Annotated in this window: 17 protein-coding genes; 12 read left to right on the forward strand and 5 right to left on the reverse strand. The window is 65.8% G+C overall.

The features are described 5' to 3' along the window. Window positions 1–13: 13 nt before the first annotated feature. On the forward strand, window positions 14–895 hold the full coding sequence (locus ACZ1JY_RS10470) for an HpcH/HpaI aldolase/citrate lyase family protein (RefSeq protein ID WP_465129229.1): 882 nt from the start codon (window positions 14–16) through the stop codon (window positions 893–895). Here ACZ1JY_RS10470 and ACZ1JY_RS10475 read toward each other — a convergent pair. Next, a complete protein-coding gene (locus ACZ1JY_RS10475) occupies window positions 878–1,177 on the reverse strand; it encodes a hypothetical protein (RefSeq protein WP_465129230.1) in 300 nt (99 codons plus the stop codon). The two genes, ACZ1JY_RS10470 and ACZ1JY_RS10475, sit on opposite strands and share 18 nt — an antisense overlap. After that, window positions 1,156–1,824, reverse strand: coding sequence for a lipoyl(octanoyl) transferase LipB (gene lipB, locus ACZ1JY_RS10480; RefSeq protein WP_465130897.1), 669 nt, complete (start codon window positions 1,822–1,824; stop codon window positions 1,156–1,158). The genes ACZ1JY_RS10475 and lipB overlap by 22 nt, the downstream gene beginning before the upstream one ends. 97 nt (window positions 1,825–1,921) lie before the next feature. Here lipB and ACZ1JY_RS10485 point away from each other — a divergent pair, with 97 nt between their 5' ends. Next, window positions 1,922–2,755, forward strand: coding sequence for a glycerophosphoryl diester phosphodiesterase membrane domain-containing protein (locus tag ACZ1JY_RS10485; protein ID WP_465129231.1), 834 nt, complete (start codon window positions 1,922–1,924; stop codon window positions 2,753–2,755). A 4-nt stretch (window positions 2,756–2,759) separates the two neighbouring features. Here ACZ1JY_RS10485 and ACZ1JY_RS10490 read toward each other — a convergent pair whose 3' ends face one another. Beyond that, entirely contained in the window at window positions 2,760–3,386 is a 627-nt protein-coding gene (locus ACZ1JY_RS10490) for a class I SAM-dependent methyltransferase (protein ID WP_118072828.1), read from the reverse strand. Window positions 3,387–3,531: 145 nt separating this feature from the next. Here ACZ1JY_RS10490 and ACZ1JY_RS10495 point away from each other — a divergent pair, with 145 nt between their 5' ends. Continuing rightward, a complete protein-coding gene (locus ACZ1JY_RS10495) occupies window positions 3,532–4,854 on the forward strand; it encodes an MFS transporter (protein WP_465130898.1) in 1,323 nt (440 codons plus the stop codon). Between the two features lie 64 nt (window positions 4,855–4,918). Further along, complete coding sequence (locus ACZ1JY_RS10500) at window positions 4,919–6,421, forward strand: lipopolysaccharide biosynthesis protein (RefSeq protein ID WP_465129232.1); 1,503 nt, start codon at window positions 4,919–4,921, stop codon at window positions 6,419–6,421. Here ACZ1JY_RS10500 and ACZ1JY_RS10505 read toward each other — a convergent pair whose 3' ends face one another. Then, the gene (locus tag ACZ1JY_RS10505; RefSeq protein ID WP_465129233.1) at window positions 6,422–7,354 is read right to left on the reverse strand and encodes a CDP-alcohol phosphatidyltransferase family protein; all 933 of its coding nucleotides are present in this window, start codon (window positions 7,352–7,354) and stop codon (window positions 6,422–6,424) included. A gap of 125 nt (window positions 7,355–7,479) precedes the next feature. On the opposite strand from ACZ1JY_RS10505, the gene ACZ1JY_RS10510 reads away from it, so the two are divergent. From ACZ1JY_RS10510 to ACZ1JY_RS10530, 5 genes are all read left to right on the forward strand, one after another. Then, window positions 7,480–8,577 (forward strand): CDP-alcohol phosphatidyltransferase family protein, encoded by a 1,098-nt coding sequence (locus ACZ1JY_RS10510; protein ID WP_168904080.1) that lies wholly within the window; start codon window positions 7,480–7,482, stop codon window positions 8,575–8,577. A 207-nt stretch (window positions 8,578–8,784) separates the two neighbouring features. After that, window positions 8,785–9,507: a phosphocholine cytidylyltransferase family protein gene (locus ACZ1JY_RS10515; RefSeq protein WP_465129234.1), complete on the forward strand. Its 723-nt coding sequence runs from the start codon at window positions 8,785–8,787 to the stop codon at window positions 9,505–9,507. Beyond that, window positions 9,504–10,187 carry an HAD family hydrolase gene (locus ACZ1JY_RS10520; RefSeq protein WP_465129235.1) on the forward strand — a complete coding sequence of 228 codons (684 nt, stop codon included), beginning with the start codon at window positions 9,504–9,506 and terminating at the stop codon, window positions 10,185–10,187. Before ACZ1JY_RS10515 ends, ACZ1JY_RS10520 begins: the two co-directional genes overlap by 4 nt. Before the next feature lie 276 nt (window positions 10,188–10,463). Beyond that, the gene (locus tag ACZ1JY_RS10525) at window positions 10,464–11,564 is read left to right on the forward strand and encodes an inositol-3-phosphate synthase (RefSeq protein ID WP_118072822.1); all 1,101 of its coding nucleotides are present in this window, start codon (window positions 10,464–10,466) and stop codon (window positions 11,562–11,564) included. Between the two features lie 92 nt (window positions 11,565–11,656). Beyond that, a complete protein-coding gene (locus tag ACZ1JY_RS10530) occupies window positions 11,657–12,415 on the forward strand; it encodes a phosphocholine cytidylyltransferase family protein (RefSeq protein WP_465129236.1) in 759 nt (252 codons plus the stop codon). Window positions 12,416–12,625: 210 nt separating this feature from the next. On the opposite strand, the gene ACZ1JY_RS10535 is transcribed toward ACZ1JY_RS10530, so the two are convergent. Continuing rightward, complete coding sequence (locus tag ACZ1JY_RS10535) at window positions 12,626–13,123, reverse strand: DUF2141 domain-containing protein (RefSeq protein WP_118072820.1); 498 nt, start codon at window positions 13,121–13,123, stop codon at window positions 12,626–12,628. Between the two features lie 342 nt (window positions 13,124–13,465). Here ACZ1JY_RS10535 and rpe point away from each other — a divergent pair, with 342 nt between their 5' ends. From rpe to purH, 3 genes are read left to right on the forward strand one after another with little or no spacing between them, the layout of a single operon-like run. After that, window positions 13,466–14,137, forward strand: a complete 672-nt coding sequence (rpe, locus tag ACZ1JY_RS10540; RefSeq protein WP_118074596.1) for a ribulose-phosphate 3-epimerase — start codon at window positions 13,466–13,468, stop codon at window positions 14,135–14,137. A 1-nt stretch (window position 14,138) separates the two neighbouring features. Beyond that, complete coding sequence (locus ACZ1JY_RS10545) at window positions 14,139–16,028, forward strand: heparinase II/III family protein (protein WP_465129237.1); 1,890 nt, start codon at window positions 14,139–14,141, stop codon at window positions 16,026–16,028. Window positions 16,029–16,042: 14 nt separating this feature from the next. Next, the gene (purH, locus tag ACZ1JY_RS10550) at window positions 16,043–17,632 is read left to right on the forward strand and encodes a bifunctional phosphoribosylaminoimidazolecarboxamide formyltransferase/IMP cyclohydrolase (RefSeq protein WP_465129238.1); all 1,590 of its coding nucleotides are present in this window, start codon (window positions 16,043–16,045) and stop codon (window positions 17,630–17,632) included. The last annotated feature ends 2 nt before the right edge of the window (window positions 17,633–17,634 follow it).

Consider the following 17,634-nt stretch of genomic DNA (forward strand, 5'->3'; position numbering starts at 1 on the left):
GGAGCAATGCCGCATGCCGCCAAGATCATGGCTTTTCGTTCCCGGTGACAGTGACAAGAAGCTGGGCAAGGCCATGACCACCGGCGCGCATGCGGTGATCGTGGATCTCGAGGATGCGGTCGCTCCGGCGGCAAAGCCACAGGCCCGCATCCTCGCACGCGACTGGCTGGCGATCCATCGCCAGCACGTGACGGAAAACCGCCCGCTGGCGCGCTGGGTGCGCATCAACGCAATCGAGACCGGCCTGTGGCGCGAGGACCTCGCCGTGGTCATGGCCGGCGCGCCCGATGGCGTGATGCTGCCCAAGTGCGAAGGCCCCGACCAGATTCGCATGGTGGCGGCCGAGATCTACGAACTGGAACAGCGCAATCGCCTGCCCAACGGCGCCACGAAAATCCTGCCGTTGGTCAGCGAAACCGCGCGCTCCGCCCTTACCATCCCGTCTTACGTCGACGAGCCCATGCCGCGCCTTGCGGGCCTGACCTGGGGCGCGGAGGACCTGTCCGCCGTGCTTGGCGCCAGCCGCAAGCGCGATGCCGCGGGCGCGTGGACGGATGCCTTCCGTTTCATACGCGCGCAGTGCCTGCTGGTGTCCCATGCCAAGGGCGTGTGGGCAGTCGACACGCTTTACGACGATTTCCGTGACGAAGACGGCACGCGCCGCGCCGCCGAAGCGGCCAAGGCTGATGGTTTCACCGGCATGCTGGCGATTCACCCATCACAGGTGCCGATCATCAACGCGGCCTTTGCCCCCACCGAGGAGGAACTGGCCGAGGCGCACGCGATCGTGGCCCTGTTTTCCGCCAATCCCCACGCCGGCACGTTGCAATACAACGGCCGCATGGTCGATCAGCCGCACCTGAGGATGGCGCGGCAGTTACTCGGGATCGGCTGAGCCGGCTGCCACCCCGGCCGCGGGATCATCGCCAGCCACCGGTGCTTCTGCAGCGGCTTCGCTTGCCGAGGGCGCTGCTGCCTTCTTCTTCTCGGTGCGGGCCGGTGCCAACGGCGGTGATGCCGTGGACGTATCGAGGTCGATCATGTCGTCCGAGATCGTTCCGGGCAGAACCTCCGCACCGGCTGCCGCCGCCGCCTTGTCGTCGGCTTTCTTGCCGCAACCACCAAGTGCGAGCCCAAGAGCGAGCGGGAGGACAATCAGGCGGCTGATGGCGGGCACGGCGTATCCAGACGTTCGAGAAAACGGTCGAGGTGCGAGAGCAGCGCCTCGTCCCACGCTTCCGGTGTAACCTCCTTGCCCAGCGCGGCAAGACTGGTCACGCCGAATTCCTCTATCCCGCAGGGCACGATCCCGCCAAAGTGCGAGAGATCGGGCGAGAGATTGACCGAAAAGCCGTGCATCGTCACCCAGCGGCGGATGCGCACGCCGATCGCGCCGATCTTGGCCTCGCGCCCGTCCGCTCCGTGAGTCCAGATGCCGACGCGCCCTTCGGCCCGCCACGATTCGACGCCGAAGTCGGCCAGTGTCTCGATCACCCAGCCTTCGAGCGCATGGACAAAACCGCGCACGTCCCGCGCCCGCTTGCGCAGGTCGAGCAGGACATAGCCGACGCGCTGCCCCGGCCCGTGATAGGTGTAGCGCCCGCCCCGCCCGGCCTCGACCACCTCGAAACGCGGATCGAGCAGTTCGTCGGGCGCGGCACTGGTCCCGGCGGTATAGACCGGCGGATGTTCGAGCAGCCAGATCAGTTCCTGCGCGGTCCCTTCGGCAATCGCGGCATTGCGCAGGGCCATTTCGTCCAGCGCCGCGCGATAGGGCACTTGCGCGCTTTCACGCCGGATTTCGATAGTCTCATTTCGGGCCATGGCCTGCGAAATGGCCCAGCGCTGGACGGGTGACAAGAGGCTGGACACGCAAAACTGACGTTCGACGTGATCGTCCGACGCTGCTATTGACCCCGCCATGACGCCCCGCCCTGACAGCAAACTCGACAGCAGCCTTGCCTGGAAGACCGCCACGCGCCTTGTTGCGACCAACCGCGATGTCTTGATGGCCATCGCCGGCGTGTTCTTCCTGCTGCCCGGACTTGCTTTCTCGATCTTCGTGCCCGAACCGCAGATGGCCCCGGGCACGCCGCCGGGCCGGATGATGGAGATCATGGCCGATGCCTGGACGTCGTCGCTGCCCTTGCTGATCATCGTCACGCTGCTGCAGATGGCCGGGACGGTCACCGTGCTGATCGTCATGACCGATCCCGAACGACCGACAGTGGCCCAGGCCATCGCGCGCGGTTTCCGCGCCCTGGGGCCTTACGTGCTGGCGCAGATCATCGTCGGCGGCGCGCTTGGCATGGCGTTCCTCGTGCTGGTGAGCGCGGCCGCGCTGACCGGCGTTCAGGCCATCGGCGCAGTCGTCATCCTTGCCGCGTTCGTGGCCATGGTCTGGTGCAGCCTGCGCATGGCGCTTGTCGCGCCCGTCCTTGCCATCGAGGGCGAGCGCAATCCGATCCAGGCGCTGCGCCGCTCGTGGACGCTGACCCAGGGCAATTCGGGACGCCTGCTGGCCTTCCTCGTGCTTCTCGGCCTGCTCTTCGCGGTGGTCTATGGCCTGGCCATGATGCTGGTCGGCGTCGTCCTGGTGCTGACGACCGGGGGCGAGTTGCAGCGCGTGCTGACGGCTGCGGTATCAAGCGCCATAACCTCGGGCGCGCTGATCTATTTCATTGCGGTGCTGGCGGCGGTCTACCGCCAGCTTGGCGGACGGCAGCCCTCGGAAACCCGCTCGATCTTCGATTGAGCGCTTATTCCTTCCAGCCCCAGCTGATCACGCAGGGCGGGATGTTGACCGGCTCGAACCCCTTGTCGATGCGGCGGAAGAACTGGCCCATCAGATCGCGCGCGCGGGCGGTGTACTGATAAACCAGGAACGCGCCACCGGGGCGCAGCACGCGATGCGTTGCCCCCATGATCGCCGGGCCGACGCCTTCGGGCAGGTTCGAGAACGGCAGGCCCGAAAGCACATAGTCGGCGTGGTCAAAGCCATGCGCCTTGACGATGTCCTCCACGTCGGCGGCTGAACCGTGAACGGCGATGAAGCGGCTGTCGCCGATCGTCTTCTGCAGATAGGCGATGAAATCGGGGTTGGTGTCGATCACGATCAGGCGGCCATCGCGGCGCAGCTTTTCGAGCACCGGGCGGCAGAACGTCCCGACACCCGGGCCGTATTCCACGAACAGGCGGCATTCTTCCCAATCGACCACCGAGAGCACGCGCTCGATCGTGCGGTTCGACGACGGGACGATTGCGCCAACCATGGCGGGGTGCTTGAGAAAGCCCTTGAAGAAGATCCCGGCCGGCCCAGCCAAGCGTACCACCTTGCGTTTTGCCCGCTGAAGAAGAGGCTCACGCGCCACCTGGGTCGAAGTCATTGCAGGAAATGGTCCTCTGCCGGTCAAGCTTGGCTGAAGCGGGTCGCAAATTTGGCCTGCCATTGCAAGCACCGTTCGCCCGGCCTAGTCAGCAATGGATGAACCAGCCGTGGACAATTCCGATCCCTGCCCTGGGGGCGAAGGCATGAGCGAAGGCGCCATCCGCCTGCCGAAAGAGCGCATGGCCCTGCTGTTTGCGGTCATGCTGGTCACGGCGGCGGGCAATACCGCGATGCAATCGGTCATGCCCTCGATCGGCACGCGGCTTGGCATTGCCGACGTCTGGGTGAGCCTCGCCTATTCATGGTCGGCGCTGCTGTGGGTGATCATGGCCCCCTTCTGGGCGCGCCGGTCCGACCGTCGCGGGCGCAAGGCGATGATGGCACTGGGAGTCGTCGGCTTCATCTCCTCATTCGCCCTGTGCGGAGCGATCCTCCACTTCGGCCTCGATGGTTGGTTCAGCGCAGGGTTGACGATGATCCTCTTTGCCGTTGCCCGCTCGCTCTATGGCGGCTTCGGTTCCGCAGCCCCGCCCGCCGTGCAAGCCTACGTTGCCAGCCGCACTGGCCGCGCCGACCGGACCAAGGCGCTGTCGCTGGTCGCATCGAGCTTTGGTCTGGGCACGGTCCTCGGCCCCGCGCTTGCTCCGCTGCTGATCCTGCCCGGCCTGGGACTGGTTGGCCCCTTCGCGATGTTCGCCCTGTTCGGCGTGATCGTGCTGGTCCTGCTGCGCACGCAGTTGCCCGATGATGATCCCCGCTTTGCCGCCCGCGGCGAGGTGATGTCGGCGCCTTTCAGCGCCTCGTCCAATCCGCGCATGGTCGAGGATCATCCCGATGGCAGTCCCGACGAACTGCCCGAAGCGGAACCCCGGCACCAGGGAAGCGACCGTCTGCGCTGGACCGACCGCCGCCTGCGTCCGTGGCTGGCAGCAGGGCTGATCGGGGGGCACGCGCAGGCGATGGTCCTTGGCGTGATCGGCTTCCTGCTGCTCGACCGGCTTGGCCTGCGCGGCGATCCCGATGCGGGCGCAGGGCCGGTCGGCCTCGTGCTGATGTGCGGCGCAGTGGCGACCTTGCTGGCGCAATGGGGGCTGATCCCGATGCTTGGACTCGGACCCAGAACCTCGACGCTGTGGGGAATGAGCCTGGCCGCTGCAGGCATCATACCAGTCGCCATGGGCCGTGACCTGCACACCATTGCCGTCGGCTTTGCCATCGCCTCGATGGGTTTCGGCCTGTTCCGCCCCGGCTTCACCTCGGGCGCCAGTCTTGCCGTTTCGCCAGCCGAACAGGGCCAGTCCGCCGGTATCGTCGCTTCGGTGAATGGCGCGGCCTATATCGCAGCCCCGGCCATTGGCGTCTGGCTCTACAATCATTCGCAATGGCTGGCATGGGGCGTGATGGAGGTGCTTTCGGCAGGGGTGGTGCTGCTGTGCTTCGTTGCCATGAAGCGCGACCCGGCCTGACCGCCCTCCGCACAGCCCGGCACCCTTGCGCCTGCGCGCATTTGCCGCCAAGCGCGCGGGCGCAATGACAGCAGACCGGGGCTCACAGACAGTAATCGCGCGCGGCGCGGGATCGAACGCCCTGAGCTTCGTGATCCGCTTCGCCGCGCGCGCCTCGTTCCTCTATGTCGGCGCGCGGCTCTATGGCGCGGCCAACTACGGCGTGTTCACAATGGCCAGCGCCATGGTCGAACTGGCCGTGCCGATCGCCAGCCTCGGGCTGAAGCGCATGATCTTCCCCTGGCTGGAAGAAACGACGCCAGACACTGCCCCGCGAAGCGCCACCCATGTCCTGCTCGATGCGCTGCTGCTGGCCGCGATTGCCGGAATCGCAGTCTCGATGCTGCTGGTTCTTGGCGCACAGGCGCTGCCGGATGGCCTAGTGTCCGAAAGCCTGCGACTCGCGCTTGCCCTGATCGCGCCGGCCGTGCTCGGCCAGATCACCGGCGATGTCGCGCTCGCCGCCACCCGCTGGACCCACAAGATGCGCTACGAGGTCATCGCGCGTGGCCTTGTCGAACCTTATGTGCTGAGCGCAGTGGCCTTCGGCGCCTGGTACCTGGGCTTTGAACAGACCGGCATGATCATCGGCTACTGGGCCGGATCAATCGCGCTGGCCCTGTTCTCTGTATGGAGCGCGCGGCATTGCCTCGGTCCGCTTGGCCTGCGGCGCTGGCGTCCGCACCCGGCCGAACTGCTCCGCCGCGCCCGCGCCCTGGCGCCGGCCAGCGGCAGCGACTTCCTGACCACGCTGGCCCAGCGCATCGATCTCTATCTCGTCGGCTTCCTGCTCGGCGATGCTGCGGTGGGCGTCTATGGCGTGCTGCGCCAGCTGCGCACGCCGATCCTGCAGGTTCGCCAGGCTTTCGACGGCATCCTTACCCCGCTCACAGCGCGCACCATGATGACCGATGGCGACATCGCCACCGGCAAGGCCACGGCAGCGGCAACGCGCGTGATCCTGACCATCCAGCTCGGCGTCGTCCTGCTGATGGCGGCAACCGGCGAAGCCCTGCTCGACCTGTTCGGGGCGCATTATGCCGGCGGCTATGCCGCGCTGCTGGCGATGGTGCTGGCCGAAACGGTCAATGGCGCATTCGGGGTGTCGGAGCTGATCCTCTACTACCGCCGACCTGCGCTTGCCCTGCAGGTCAACCTGATCCTGATCGTGATCGCGGGATTCGCCATCCCGCTGCTGACGCCGGCATACGGCATTCTCGGCGCGGCGCTGGCCATGCTGCTGGCGGCGCTGGTGGCGTCCTTCATGCGGCGGCACTGGCTTTCGGGCCTCGGCGTGCGCCCGCATCCGTTCCATGCCGCGATCCCGGTGCTAGCTGCAGGAACCGCTGTCCTGCTCGGCATGTGGCTCGGCGGTCTTGCCAAGGGCACGGCGCTGATGGGCGCACATCCGGTGGTGACCAAGGCGGTCTCGCCGCTGATCGCGCTGCTGTTCTATGCCGGCTTCGTGATGATCTGGCGCAAGGCGCAGCCGGGCGTGCTTTCGCTCAACCGCTACCGCGTCAGCTGATCAGACCCTCGACGCAGTGCGCGTGGCCGCGCGGTTGTGCAACTGCACCGAGATCAGCAGCAGCAGGTTGAGCACCACCACCTGATAGAAGAAGTAATAGACCGGGCTGCCGGCGATCATCCCCAGCCCCAGCACGATGGCGCGCGGATTTGGCCCGAGCAGCTTTAGGAAATCAAGCAGCGGCTTCTGCTCGCGCGCCACTTCGGCACGGATAGCCTCGAGCCGCGCCTTGTCGTCCGCCGCCAGCGCCTGGCGCACTGCTTCATCGATCTGTCGGGCATGCGGCGTCATCCCGGCGGCGAGGAACAGGTATCCGCGCGCGATCGGTTCGAACAGGCGGGAAAACAGCGTCTTTTCCCCGAACAGGCCCGCGTTGTTGTCCTTGGCGTTGTTGAGCCAGGGCACGGCATAGGTCCAGTACTGGTAGAACCGGCGCTGCACCTCGACATGGTTGGACTGCACGATATGGCTGGCGCCAGCCGCCAAGGTCCATGCCCAGGCCTGCCCCGACCCGATCTGCCGCGTCAGCACGAAGGCGAGCAGCACGTAGAGCACGATGTGGCTGGCATAATCGCAGATGCCGTCGACCATCTCGCCGATCGGGCTGGTCCTGCCGGTGATCCGCGCCAGATCGCCGTCGGCGCCATCGACCACGTGCCAGCTCATGTGCAGGGCCATGCCCAGCATTGCCCCCATCGGCCAGCCCAATGCCCATGTGCCGCCGGTCGAATCCATGTTGAAATAGACCACGCCCGCCGCCACGACGAGCAGGCCACCGAAGACCGAGACCATGTTCGGCGTGAGCGGCGTATGCGCAAGAAGCCGCGCCAGCCGCCATGCCAGCGGATGGTAGAGATGGTAGTTCAGTCCATCCTGCAATTCCCGCGGACGCTTGGGGCGTACGATCGCCCCGGTCCGATTTCCCGCGTTCACCCTTGCGACCCCTTGAATGCCTTGGCCAGCCAGCATGCATCCCGACGATGCTGGCTTGGCGCATCAGGTAGCCGTGTCTATAGGCCGTGGAAAGGGCCTGATGGCTCTGGATGAGGCACGCACGCTTGAATACCCCGTTTTCCGTCGCGATTCCGGCAAGTCCCTACCTGCGCCGCCGCATCGGTGGCATCAGCGGCGTGGCGCGAGCGGTGATTCTTGCCGATCTCACCGGCGCCAGCGAAATCGTGATTCTCGCCGATTCCCCGGTTCCCGAGGACTGGCAGCGCAGCTTTGCGATGCGCGCACGCCCCTTGCCGCAAGTCACCTGCGTCGCTGCCTCGACGCCGCTGCCTCCCGGCACCGCGCTGCTGCCAGCCGATGCGCAGCCCACCAAGGCCGCGCTCGAAGCCCTGCGCGAGGATCCGGCGCTGGTCCTGGTCCGGGGCGATCCACGCCTGATTCGCGGCGAGACCGACCAGGCCACCGTCCTGGCACTGCTGCGCGCAACACTGAAGCCCACCGAGGGACCGGTTGGTCGCTGGATCAACCGGCCGATCTCGTTCCGCATGTCGGCGCTGGCGATGAAGCTCGGCCTTGGTCCCGATCCCATCACCTGGTTCACCCTCGCGCTGGCGATGGTGATGGCGGTCATTCTGGGACAGGGCGGCGTCGAATGGCTGGCGCTGGGCGGTTTCCTGTTCCAGGCGGTCTCCGTCACCGATTGCGTCGATGGCGACATTGCCCGCGTTTCATGGGCGATGAGCCGGCGCGGCGCGCTGCTCGATACCGCATGCGACATGGTGGCCAACCTCGGCTTCGTGATCGGCCTGATGACCGGGGTGATCCGCACTTATGGCCCGGAATATGGCTGGATTGCGCTGGCCTGCGTGGTGCTGCTGGTCTGCGGCATCGTTGCCATGAGCATCCTTGTGCGCATCGGCCCCAAGCGCGGCAGCTTCGACGTTCTGCGCGCCGCGCTGGAACGCAGGCTGGAGGGGCGCCCCGTCCTGCAGAGCGTCACGCTGACGCTGGAGCGCCTGTTCAAGCGCGACGTCTATGTGCTTGTCGCCTGCGTGTTCTGCCTGCTCGGTCTTGCCTGGGTGCTGCCGGGAATGCTGCTTGGCGGGCTGTGCATCTGGCTTGGCGCAGTGGCCTGGTGCGCGCCGCTGATCGCCGCCGACAGCGAGGGCCTGCTGCTGCCGCCACACATGCGCCAGCTCTGAGCCGGCGTTTCCAACTCTCCCCCAACTCCCCCTCAACTCTGGGGCAACTCCCCCGCAACTCCCCTTCAACTCGGGCGCAACCCTGTTGCAACTGGGGCACCCTTTGGTGCTGCAACGCGGCATCAATCAGCCCCACCCCTTGCGCGACGCGCTGCGTTCCCCCAAATTAGCGCAAGCAACGACCGCAACAAGGAACCGTGAGAAACCATGAAAGGTGTTATCCTTGCTGCGGGCCGTGGCAGTCGGCTCGGCGATGCGACCGACTCCCTGCCCAAGCCGCTGATGGCGGTCGCCTCGCGCACCTGTCTCGATTTCGCGATCGAAGCCCTGCTGGCGGTGGCTGACGACGTCATCGTGGTGACCGGCTATCGCGCGCAGCTGATCGAGGATCACATCGCGGCCGAGTGGGGGAACGCCCCGGTGCGGACCGTGCGCAATACGCAGCTGGAGGCCGGGAACCTGACCTCGCTGGGTGCGGCGCGGGCGCTGATCGGGGATGCGCCCTTCGTGCTGACCAACGCCGACCACCTCTTTCCGTCCGACATGTACACCCGTCACTTCACCACCGCAGCCGGCGGCGCGACAGTGGCTGTCGCCTGCGAGCGTGAACGGCCGGTCCTGCCCGACGAGATGAAGGTCATCGAGAAGGACGGCGCGCTGCAGGCCATTTCCAAGACCCTGCCCAAGTACGACGGCGCCTATATCGGCACGACCTTTGTGCGCGAGGCAGCGCGCGACGCATATTGGGCCGCGTTCGAGCGGGTGCGTGAGACCAAGGACCTGGCCACCGCCTCGGTCGAGATGGTGCTGCACGAACTGGCGCAGGATGTGGCGACCGCGCCGCAGGTGCGCTGGCTTTCGGGGCTCAAGTGGTTCGAGGTCGACACGCCCGAGGATCTGGCGGTCGCGCGCGAAAGCCTGACTGCGTGATTCAGGAGCCTGACGTCCGCGTTCTGGTCTTCGATCTCGACGGTACGCTGGTGCCGACGATGGAGGACTACGCTGACCGTGCGGCGCAATTGATGGAAGAATCCTTCGGCACGCCCTTTGCCGAGGCCCGCCGCTCCTATTTCGCAACTTCGGGCCTGCCGTTCGAAAAGCAGTTGCGCCAGCTTTACCCCGGGCAGGACACCGACCCGGTCGCACAACGATTCGAGGATTGGAAGGACGGCTACCTCACCGGGATTGCCATTGCCGCAGACACCGCCGCGCTGCTGCAACGGTGGCGTGATTCCGGCCTGCTCGTGGTCATCTCCTCGAACAATCTTGAACACTATGTCGAGCGCCTGGCCCGCGATTGGCCGGTCGACTGCGCCCTGGGATACCGCGCGCCGTCGGCAGCCGATGCCGGCTTTGCCAAGGGCGAGCCGCACTTCACGGCAATCGAGGCACGCTTCGGAATCGACCGGTCCGCGTTTCTGTTCACCGGAGATTCACCGAACGACGCCCACATCGCGGCCGCCGCAGGGGTGCGTTTTCGTGCCCTACTGACCGATGCCTTCGGCCCCGAAGACTTCGAACGGGCGGTTCCGGGCACCCGGACCCTGACCAGCCTGGCCAAGCTTGGTGACCATATTGCAACGGTTGCCGACGCTGTTACCAGCTTGTGAAGGGCATCTGGCGAAACGGGCTATCGCTGGCAGCTTTTTTCGGTTAAGGGCGCGGTCCCATCGGAGATTGCTGTGGTTTGCGCGCCCATACTTTGGTGCAGCGCAGGCGGCGCGATTGCGAGCAGGGAGTGGGGATTGCAAGGTCTGCCATGACCGGCGGTTCTCCGCTTCGTCTTGACGGACTGAGGATTCGGCTTGCATTCGATGGCATTTCGGTATTTTGAGGCAGTTTGATTACAGCCGCCGCAGGGCGCCTGTCTGAAGGGATCGTTTTTCATGAAGCCAATCAAGGTCGCCATGATCGGCGTGGGCAACTGCGCTAGCTCGCTGGTGCAGGGTGTAGCCTACTATCGCAGCAACAACTCGTCGCAGGGCCTCATCCACGACCGCATTGGCGGCTATGGCGCCGGTGACGTGGACTTCGTGCTCGGCATCGACGTCGACGCGCGCAAGGTCGGCAAGGACATTGCCGAAGCCATCTTCGCTGCTCCGAACAACACCACCGTGTTCCAGCCCAACGTGCCGACCACTGGCGGCAAGGTGATCATGGGTCGCGTGTCGGACGGCGTTGCCGCGCACATGACCTCGGTTGGCGAAAAGGGCTTCATCGTCGCTGACGAGCCCGAAGCCACCCAGGCCGACATCGTCAAGGCCCTGAAGGACTCGGGCGCCGAAGTGCTGCTCAACTTCCTCCCCGTCGGTTCGCAGGAAGCCACCGAGTTCTACATGGAATGCGCGCTTGAAGCCGGCGTTGCCGTCGTCAACTGCATGCCCGTGTTCATCGCTTCGACCCCGGAATGGGAAGCGAAGTTCCGCGAAAAGCGCATCCCGATCGTCGGCGACGACATCAAGGCGCAGGTCGGTGCAACGATCGTTCACCGCGTGCTGTCGAGCCTGTTCGCTGCCCGCGGCGTCAACGTCGAGCGCACCTACCAGCTCAACACCGGTGGCAACACCGACTTCATGAACATGCTCGACCGCCAGCGTCTGGGCAGCAAGAAGGAATCGAAGACCGAGGCCGTGCAGGCAATGCTCGCCACGCGTCTCGAGGACGAGAACATCCACGTCGGTCCTTCGGACTATGTTCCGTGGCAGAAGGACAACAAGCTGTGCTTCATCCGCATGGAAGGCCAGCAGTGGGGCAACGTTCCGATGAACCTGGAACTGCGCCTGTCGGTTGAAGACAGCCCGAACTCGGCCGCTTGCGTGATGGACGCGATCCGTTGCTGCAAGGTCGCGCTGGACCGTGGCGAAGGTGGTGCGCTGATCGGCCCGTCGGCCTACTTCTGCAAGCACCCGCCGCAGCAGTTCAACGACGACGTCGCCGCCCAGATGGTTGACGAGTACGCTTCGGTGGAGAAGCTCGCCGCTGAATAAGCGACAGCTTCGCTGACGGATTGAAAGGCCGGCCCGACGTTTCGTCTGGTCGGCCTTTTCATTTGCCGCCGAAACCTCTACCCGAGGCGACCATGGATGCGCTGATCATCGCTGCCGGTTTCGGCAGCCGCCTTGCCGAACTATCACCGTCGAAGCCGCTGACGCCGGTTGCGGGCGTGCCGCTGATCGAAATCGGCGTGCGGCAGGCCATGCAGGCCGGTGTCAAGCGCGTCGTCGTGGTGACCGGCCATCAGGCCGAACTGCTCGAAGGTTTTCTGGCCGATCTTTCGATGCGCGCAGGGATCGAGATCGTACCGGTGCGGCTGACCAACTGGTCGACGCCCAACGGCCATTCGGTGATGGCCGGTGCCACGCGCTGCGACGGCAACTATCTGCTGATGATGGCCGACCACATGTTCGATGCCGACATTCTGGAGCGGCTGATCCACGAACACCGGCCGGACTGCGCCGTGACGCTGGCGGTTGACCGTCGCATCGACAACCCGCTGGTCGATCCCGAAGACGCGACGTGGGTGAAGATGGACGACGATGGCATGATCACCGCCATCGGCAAGACCATCGCGCCCTATGACGCGGTCGATTGCGGCGCGTTTCTGGCCACGCCGGATCTGGCCAAGGCAATCCACGAAGCGATTGCCGAAGGCAAGCCCGGCAGCCTTTCGGACGGGATGCAGCGCCTTGCCGATGCGGGCCGTGCGGGCACGATGGACATCGAGGATGCCTGGTGGATGGACGTGGACGATCCGCGCGCCCATGCGCTGGCGGAAGAGCTGGCGCCGTGGCACCTCGCGCGCACCTTCGCGGATATCGGCGTGCCGGCGGGCGAGTGAGCCGGTTTTTTTGATTATCACGCGAAGCCGAAAAGGCGCGAAGTTGTCGCGCCGTCGACTACGCGGCTCGATCGATCTTTCGCATGACCCAGCTGCAATACATGCAGTTTCCGCTTCTGGCGCAGCATCTTCGCGCCTTTGCGTGACAAATTGAAAGACCCACCCCCAGCCCCTCCCGCCTGCGGGAGGGGAGGAGGCAGGTTTATCCCATCAAGGATACTTGAGGTGGATGCGGGTCGCGAGGCCGGTCTTTGAGATGTTCAGGCGCACCGAGCGGAACGAGGGAATGCTCGCGATCGTCGGCGGGTTGTTGGAAAAGCCGAAGCCTTCCTCGGGCAGGCCAAGAACGCCGCTGCGCTTGATGTTCCGGCTTGCATCCTCGTCATGATAGACGGCCAGGGCATAGACGCCGGGCTTGGGCACATAAAGGCACATGCGCGTTTCCGGTGCCGTGGCATCGACACGGCCAACGTACATCGAGCCCTTCTTGACGAGGAACTTGCGCGGCTCGTCAGCATAGAGCGTCACGGCCATCAGGCCGTTGCCGTTGCGCACGCCGTCAATGGTGACGTTTATCCAGGTGTCGCTCACCGGCCCGGCACAGTTCGGGCCAGCCGCACTGGCAGCAGTGCTTCCGCCCATCAGAGTGGCGGCGAGTGCAGTGGCAGTCAAAGCGGCTGCAGCGCGCAGCCGTCCCGGCTTGGTCATGTCAAAAAGCCCCGATTTCGATGTTTCCTGCGGCAACCGCTTGATCCACGCGCTTCCAACGGAAGCCCACGCAGCGCCTCTTTTCTTCCCCGCCGCTTCCAATAACGGCGGTTGGCTGGTTCGTTAAGTAAGATTCGTGCCGTGAATAGCGGCTGAATTCTCGCCTCGCCTGCCGTTCATCCCAAGAACCGCCTCCAAAGCGGGACATTCCGTGTGGATAATGAGGCCGATAGTGCTTGTTCCGCCGATTCGCCAAAGGTAAGCGCATGGCATGGGGTGGCTATGCCTGAGCGCATGAGCGTTTACCAATCTGCCTGCCACCCGCCGCAGGAAGATGACCAGATGACCCCGCTGATTTCGCCGTCGATCCTTTCCGCAGACTTCGCCAAGCTGGGCGAGGAAGTGCGCGCGATCGATGCAGCCGGGGCAGACTGGATCCACGTCGACGTGATGGACGGTCACTTCGTGCCCAACATCACGATCGGGCCGATGGTCGTAAAGGCGCTGCGCCCGCACACCACCAAGCCGTTCGACGTGCACCTGATGATCTCGCCGGTCGATTCCTACCTCCAGGCCTTTGCCGATGCCGGTGCGGACATCATCACGGTTCATCCCGAGGCCGGGCCGCACATTCATCGCACGGTTCAGGCAATCAAGGGCCTCGGCAAGAAGGCCGGCGTATCGCTCAATCCCGGAACCCCGGCGAAGATGCTCGATTACCTTATCGATGATGTCGATCTGGTCCTGATCATGAGCGTCAATCCCGGCTTTGGCGGGCAGAGCTTCATTTCCAGCCAGCTTCGCAAGATCGAGGCGGTGCGGAAGATGATCGACAAGTCGGGCCGTGACATCCACCTCGAGGTCGATGGCGGGGTCGATACCCGCACGATCCGTTCCTGCGTCGACGCCGGGGCCGACGTGCTGGTCGCCGGCACCGCCACGTTCAAGGGCGGGCCTTCGCAATATGCGGCCAACATTGCCGGGCTGAAGGCCATCGGCGCGGGGCAGGCCTGAGATGAAGACCGGCGGCTTCCCCGAAGTTGGAAGTCGCCCGGCGGAGGCTGGCCGTTCCGCCCCCACGCCTGCCATTCCGCTCGATGCGACGAAGGAGGAACCGCTGGCCGATCCGACGCCCGAGGCAAGCAGTCGCTACGTTGCGCTTGACGATGACCGTCCGGACCCGGCGGTGATCGAGCCGGGGCGTGCGCTTGCCCTGGCCGACTTTGCGCCGCCAGCGATCGGTGCAGGCGACAGGCTGGTGCGCTTCGCCTACAGCCTTGGCCTTCCGGCCAGCGCGATACACCCGTTCCGCAAGCGCGCCCGCACGCGGTTGACGGCGACCGTCACGCCGCCGCTGCCGGGCGATGCGGCTGCGGGCAAGGCCCTGCGCGCGGGGCATTTCCTGGTCCACGGCTACAAGTCGCCGATCGCCGACACGGCCTTTTCGGGGCCCCGCCTGTCGCCATCGTTCGAGCGAATGGTGCATGGCTTTCGCTGGCTGCGCGATCTCGAATCCGGCGGCACCCGGGCGCAATGCGCGCAAGTGGCCGAGCGCATTCTCCAGACCTGGCTCGCCGCCAATCCCAAGCCGGACCCGACGCCGGCATGGGACGTGGGCAATGTCGGCCATCGCCTGCTTAACTGGATGGTCCACGCGCCGCTGATCCTTTCAGGCCAAGACCGCGCGTTCCGGACGCGCGTGCTGCACACGATCGAGGACACGGCGCGCTGGCTGGACCGCCGCGTGACCAAGGCCGACGACCGGCTTTCCGAAGTGGCGGGCTGGTGTGCGCTGGTCGCGGTCGGCCTGCTCATGGCCGACGGCAAGGCGCGCCGCCTTTATGGCGAAGCCGGGCTGGTCAAGGCGCTGGGCGAGCTGGTGGGTGACGATGGCGGCGTGCTGTCGCGCAGCCCGCTCTGCCAGATCGAGGCGATAGAGCTGCTGGTGGACCTGCGCGCCTGCTACGAGGCGATCAGGGCCGAACCGCTGCCGCAGATCCAGACGATGCTGACGCTGCTGGTGCCGCCCCTGCTGGCGCTGCTCCATGGCGATGGCGGCCTCGGCAACTGGCAGGGCGCGGGAGCGATCCCGGCCGAGCGGATCGAGGAACTGGTGCGCGCCAGCGGTGTCCGCACGCGGCCTTTGCGCGATGCGCGGCAGTGGGGCTACCAGCGCGCCACGGCGGGCAAGGCGGTGCTGCAGTTCGATGCCGGACCGCCGCCAGTGGCGCGGCATACGCGCGATGGCTGCGCTTCCACGCTGGCCTTCGAACTGAGCCACGCAGGTGAGCGGCTGATCGTCAATTGCGGCGGCGCGGCCTTTGCCGGCGGCATGATCCCGCTTCGGCTCGAACAGGGCCTGCGCGCCACGGCTGCCCATTCGACGCTGACGATCGACGATTTCAACTCCACCGCCGTGCTCATCAACGGCAAGCTGGGATCGGGCGTGTCCGAGGTCGAGGTCGATCGCCGCACGCTTTCGGCCGAAGGCGCAGGGCCGGGGGCGACGCGGATCGAGGCGAGCCACAATGGTTATGTCAGCCGCTATGGCCTGACCCATCGCCGCATCCTGATCCTGCGCGATGACGGCACCGAGCTGCGCGGCGAGGACCTGCTGGTGCCCTCAGGGCGCAAGGGCAAGCGCGGGATGATCGGCGTTGCCCTGCGCTTCCATCTCGGCCCGCATATCGAACTGGCGGCCAGCGCCGATGGCAAGGGCGTGACGCTGTCGCTGCCCGATGGCAGCCTGTGGCAGTTCCGCTCTGGCCGCGATGCGGTCGGAATCGAGGAATCCCTCTGGGCAGACGGGCTCGGAAGGCCTATCGGCACGCGGCAATTGGTCGTGACGGCCAAGGTTCCCCGCAGCGGCGAGAGCTTCTCCTGGCTGCTGAAGAAGATGCGATAGATAGGAATTCCCACGTGAGCGAGGTTACGATCAAGCGGGCGCTGCTTTCGGTGTCCGACAAGTCCGGTCTTGTGGATCTTGGCAAGGCGCTGGCGGCGCGCGGTGTCGAACTGCTTTCGACCGGCGGCACGGCCAAGGCGCTGCGCGATGCCGGCCTGAACGTGAAGGACGTTTCGGAGCACACCGGCTTTCCCGAAATGATGGACGGCCGCGTCAAGACGCTGCACCCCACGATCCATGGCGGCTTGCTGGCCGTGCGCGACAATCCCGAACATGCGGCCGCGATGGCCGAGCACCAGATCGGCGCGATCGATCTTGTCGTGGTCAACCTCTATCCGTTCGAGGCGACCGTGGCCAAGGGTGCCGAGCGTGACGAGGTGATCGAGAACATCGATATCGGCGGGCCTTCGATGGTGCGCTCTGCCGCCAAGAACCACGACTATGTGACGATCCTGACCGACGCTGCCGATTACGCAACGTTCCTGGGCGAGCTGGAGCAGACCGGCGGTGCAACGACGCTGGCCTTCCGCCGCAAGATGGCAGGCAAGGCCTATGCCGCGACGGCCGCTTATGACTCGGCGATCTCGCAATGGTTTGCCACGGTCGATCAGGGCGAACACTTCCCGCCCGTCCTCGCCGCCGCGCACACGCGCGTGACGACGTTGCGCTATGGCGAGAACCCGCACCAGGATGCGGCGCTTTACGTGCCGCGCAACCCCGCCGTCACCGGCCTGCCGCAGGCGACGCAGGTGCAGGGCAAGGAGCTGTCCTACAACAATTACAACGACGCCAATGCCGCGCTGGAACTGGTGGCGGAGTTCGCCGGCGCCAAGCCGACGGTGGTCATCGTCAAGCACGCCAACCCCTGCGGCGTCGCCACGGCGGACACCCTGCTCGATGCGTGGAAGGACGCGCTGGAGTGCGATTCCGTTTCGGCATTCGGCGGTATCGTGGCGACCAATGTGCCGCTCGACGGGCCGACCGCCAACGCGATCTGCGAGATCTTCACCGAAGTCGTCGTCGCACCCGGCGCGGACGATGCGGCCAAGGAAGCCTTTGCCCGCAAGAAGAACCTGCGCCTGCTGCTGATCGACAGCCTGCCCGATGCCAACCGCAAGGGCCTGACGACCGTGCCGATTGCCGGCGGGCTGCTGGTGCAGGATCGCGATGCCGGCAAGATCGAAAAGGCCGACCTCAAGGTCGTGACCAAGCGCGCGCCGACCGAGCAGGAACTGGAAGACGCCCTGTTCGCCTGGACCGTGGCCAAGCACGTCAAGTCCAACGCCATCGTCTATGCCAAGGATGGCGTGACGGCCGGCATCGGCGCAGGCCAGATGAACCGCCGCGACAGCTCGCGCATTGCTGCTGCCAAGGCCAAGGAAGCGGCCGAGACACACGGCTTTGCCGATGTGCGCACGGTCGGCTCAGCCGTGGCTTCGGACGCGTTCTTCCCGTTTGCCGATGGCCTGATGGCGGCAGTGGAAGCAGGCGCGACCTGCGTGATCCAGCCCGGCGGCTCGATCCGCGACGAAGACGTGATCAAGGCTGCCGACGAGGCCGGCCTCGCCATGGTCTTCACCGGAATGCGCCACTTCCGGCATTGATT

It is taken from the genome of Novosphingobium sp. BL-A-41-Hi4B-X5A, assembly GCF_055521705.1.

Coding starts and splice junctions, on each gene's coding strand:
- ACZ1JY_RS10495 (WP_465130898.1), top strand. CDS start 3,532: ATGAGCGAAGGCGCCATCCGCCTGCCGAAAGAGCGCATGGCCCTGCTG.
- ACZ1JY_RS10525 (WP_118072822.1), top strand. CDS start 10,464: ATGAAGCCAATCAAGGTCGCCATGATCGGCGTGGGCAACTGCGCTAGC.
- rpe (WP_118074596.1), top strand. CDS start 13,466: ATGACCCCGCTGATTTCGCCGTCGATCCTTTCCGCAGACTTCGCCAAG.
- ACZ1JY_RS10470 (WP_465129229.1), top strand. CDS start 14: ATGCCGCCAAGATCATGGCTTTTCGTTCCCGGTGACAGTGACAAGAAG.
- ACZ1JY_RS10500 (WP_465129232.1), top strand. CDS start 4,919: ATGACAGCAGACCGGGGCTCACAGACAGTAATCGCGCGCGGCGCGGGA.
- ACZ1JY_RS10515 (WP_465129234.1), top strand. CDS start 8,785: ATGAAAGGTGTTATCCTTGCTGCGGGCCGTGGCAGTCGGCTCGGCGAT.
- ACZ1JY_RS10530 (WP_465129236.1), top strand. CDS start 11,657: ATGGATGCGCTGATCATCGCTGCCGGTTTCGGCAGCCGCCTTGCCGAA.
- ACZ1JY_RS10535 (WP_118072820.1), bottom strand. CDS start 13,123: ATGACCAAGCCGGGACGGCTGCGCGCTGCAGCCGCTTTGACTGCCACT.
- ACZ1JY_RS10490 (WP_118072828.1), bottom strand. CDS start 3,386: ATGACTTCGACCCAGGTGGCGCGTGAGCCTCTTCTTCAGCGGGCAAAA.
- ACZ1JY_RS10545 (WP_465129237.1), top strand. CDS start 14,139: ATGAAGACCGGCGGCTTCCCCGAAGTTGGAAGTCGCCCGGCGGAGGCT.
- lipB (WP_465130897.1), bottom strand. CDS start 1,824: ATGGCCCGAAATGAGACTATCGAAATCCGGCGTGAAAGCGCGCAAGTG.
- ACZ1JY_RS10485 (WP_465129231.1), top strand. CDS start 1,922: ATGACGCCCCGCCCTGACAGCAAACTCGACAGCAGCCTTGCCTGGAAG.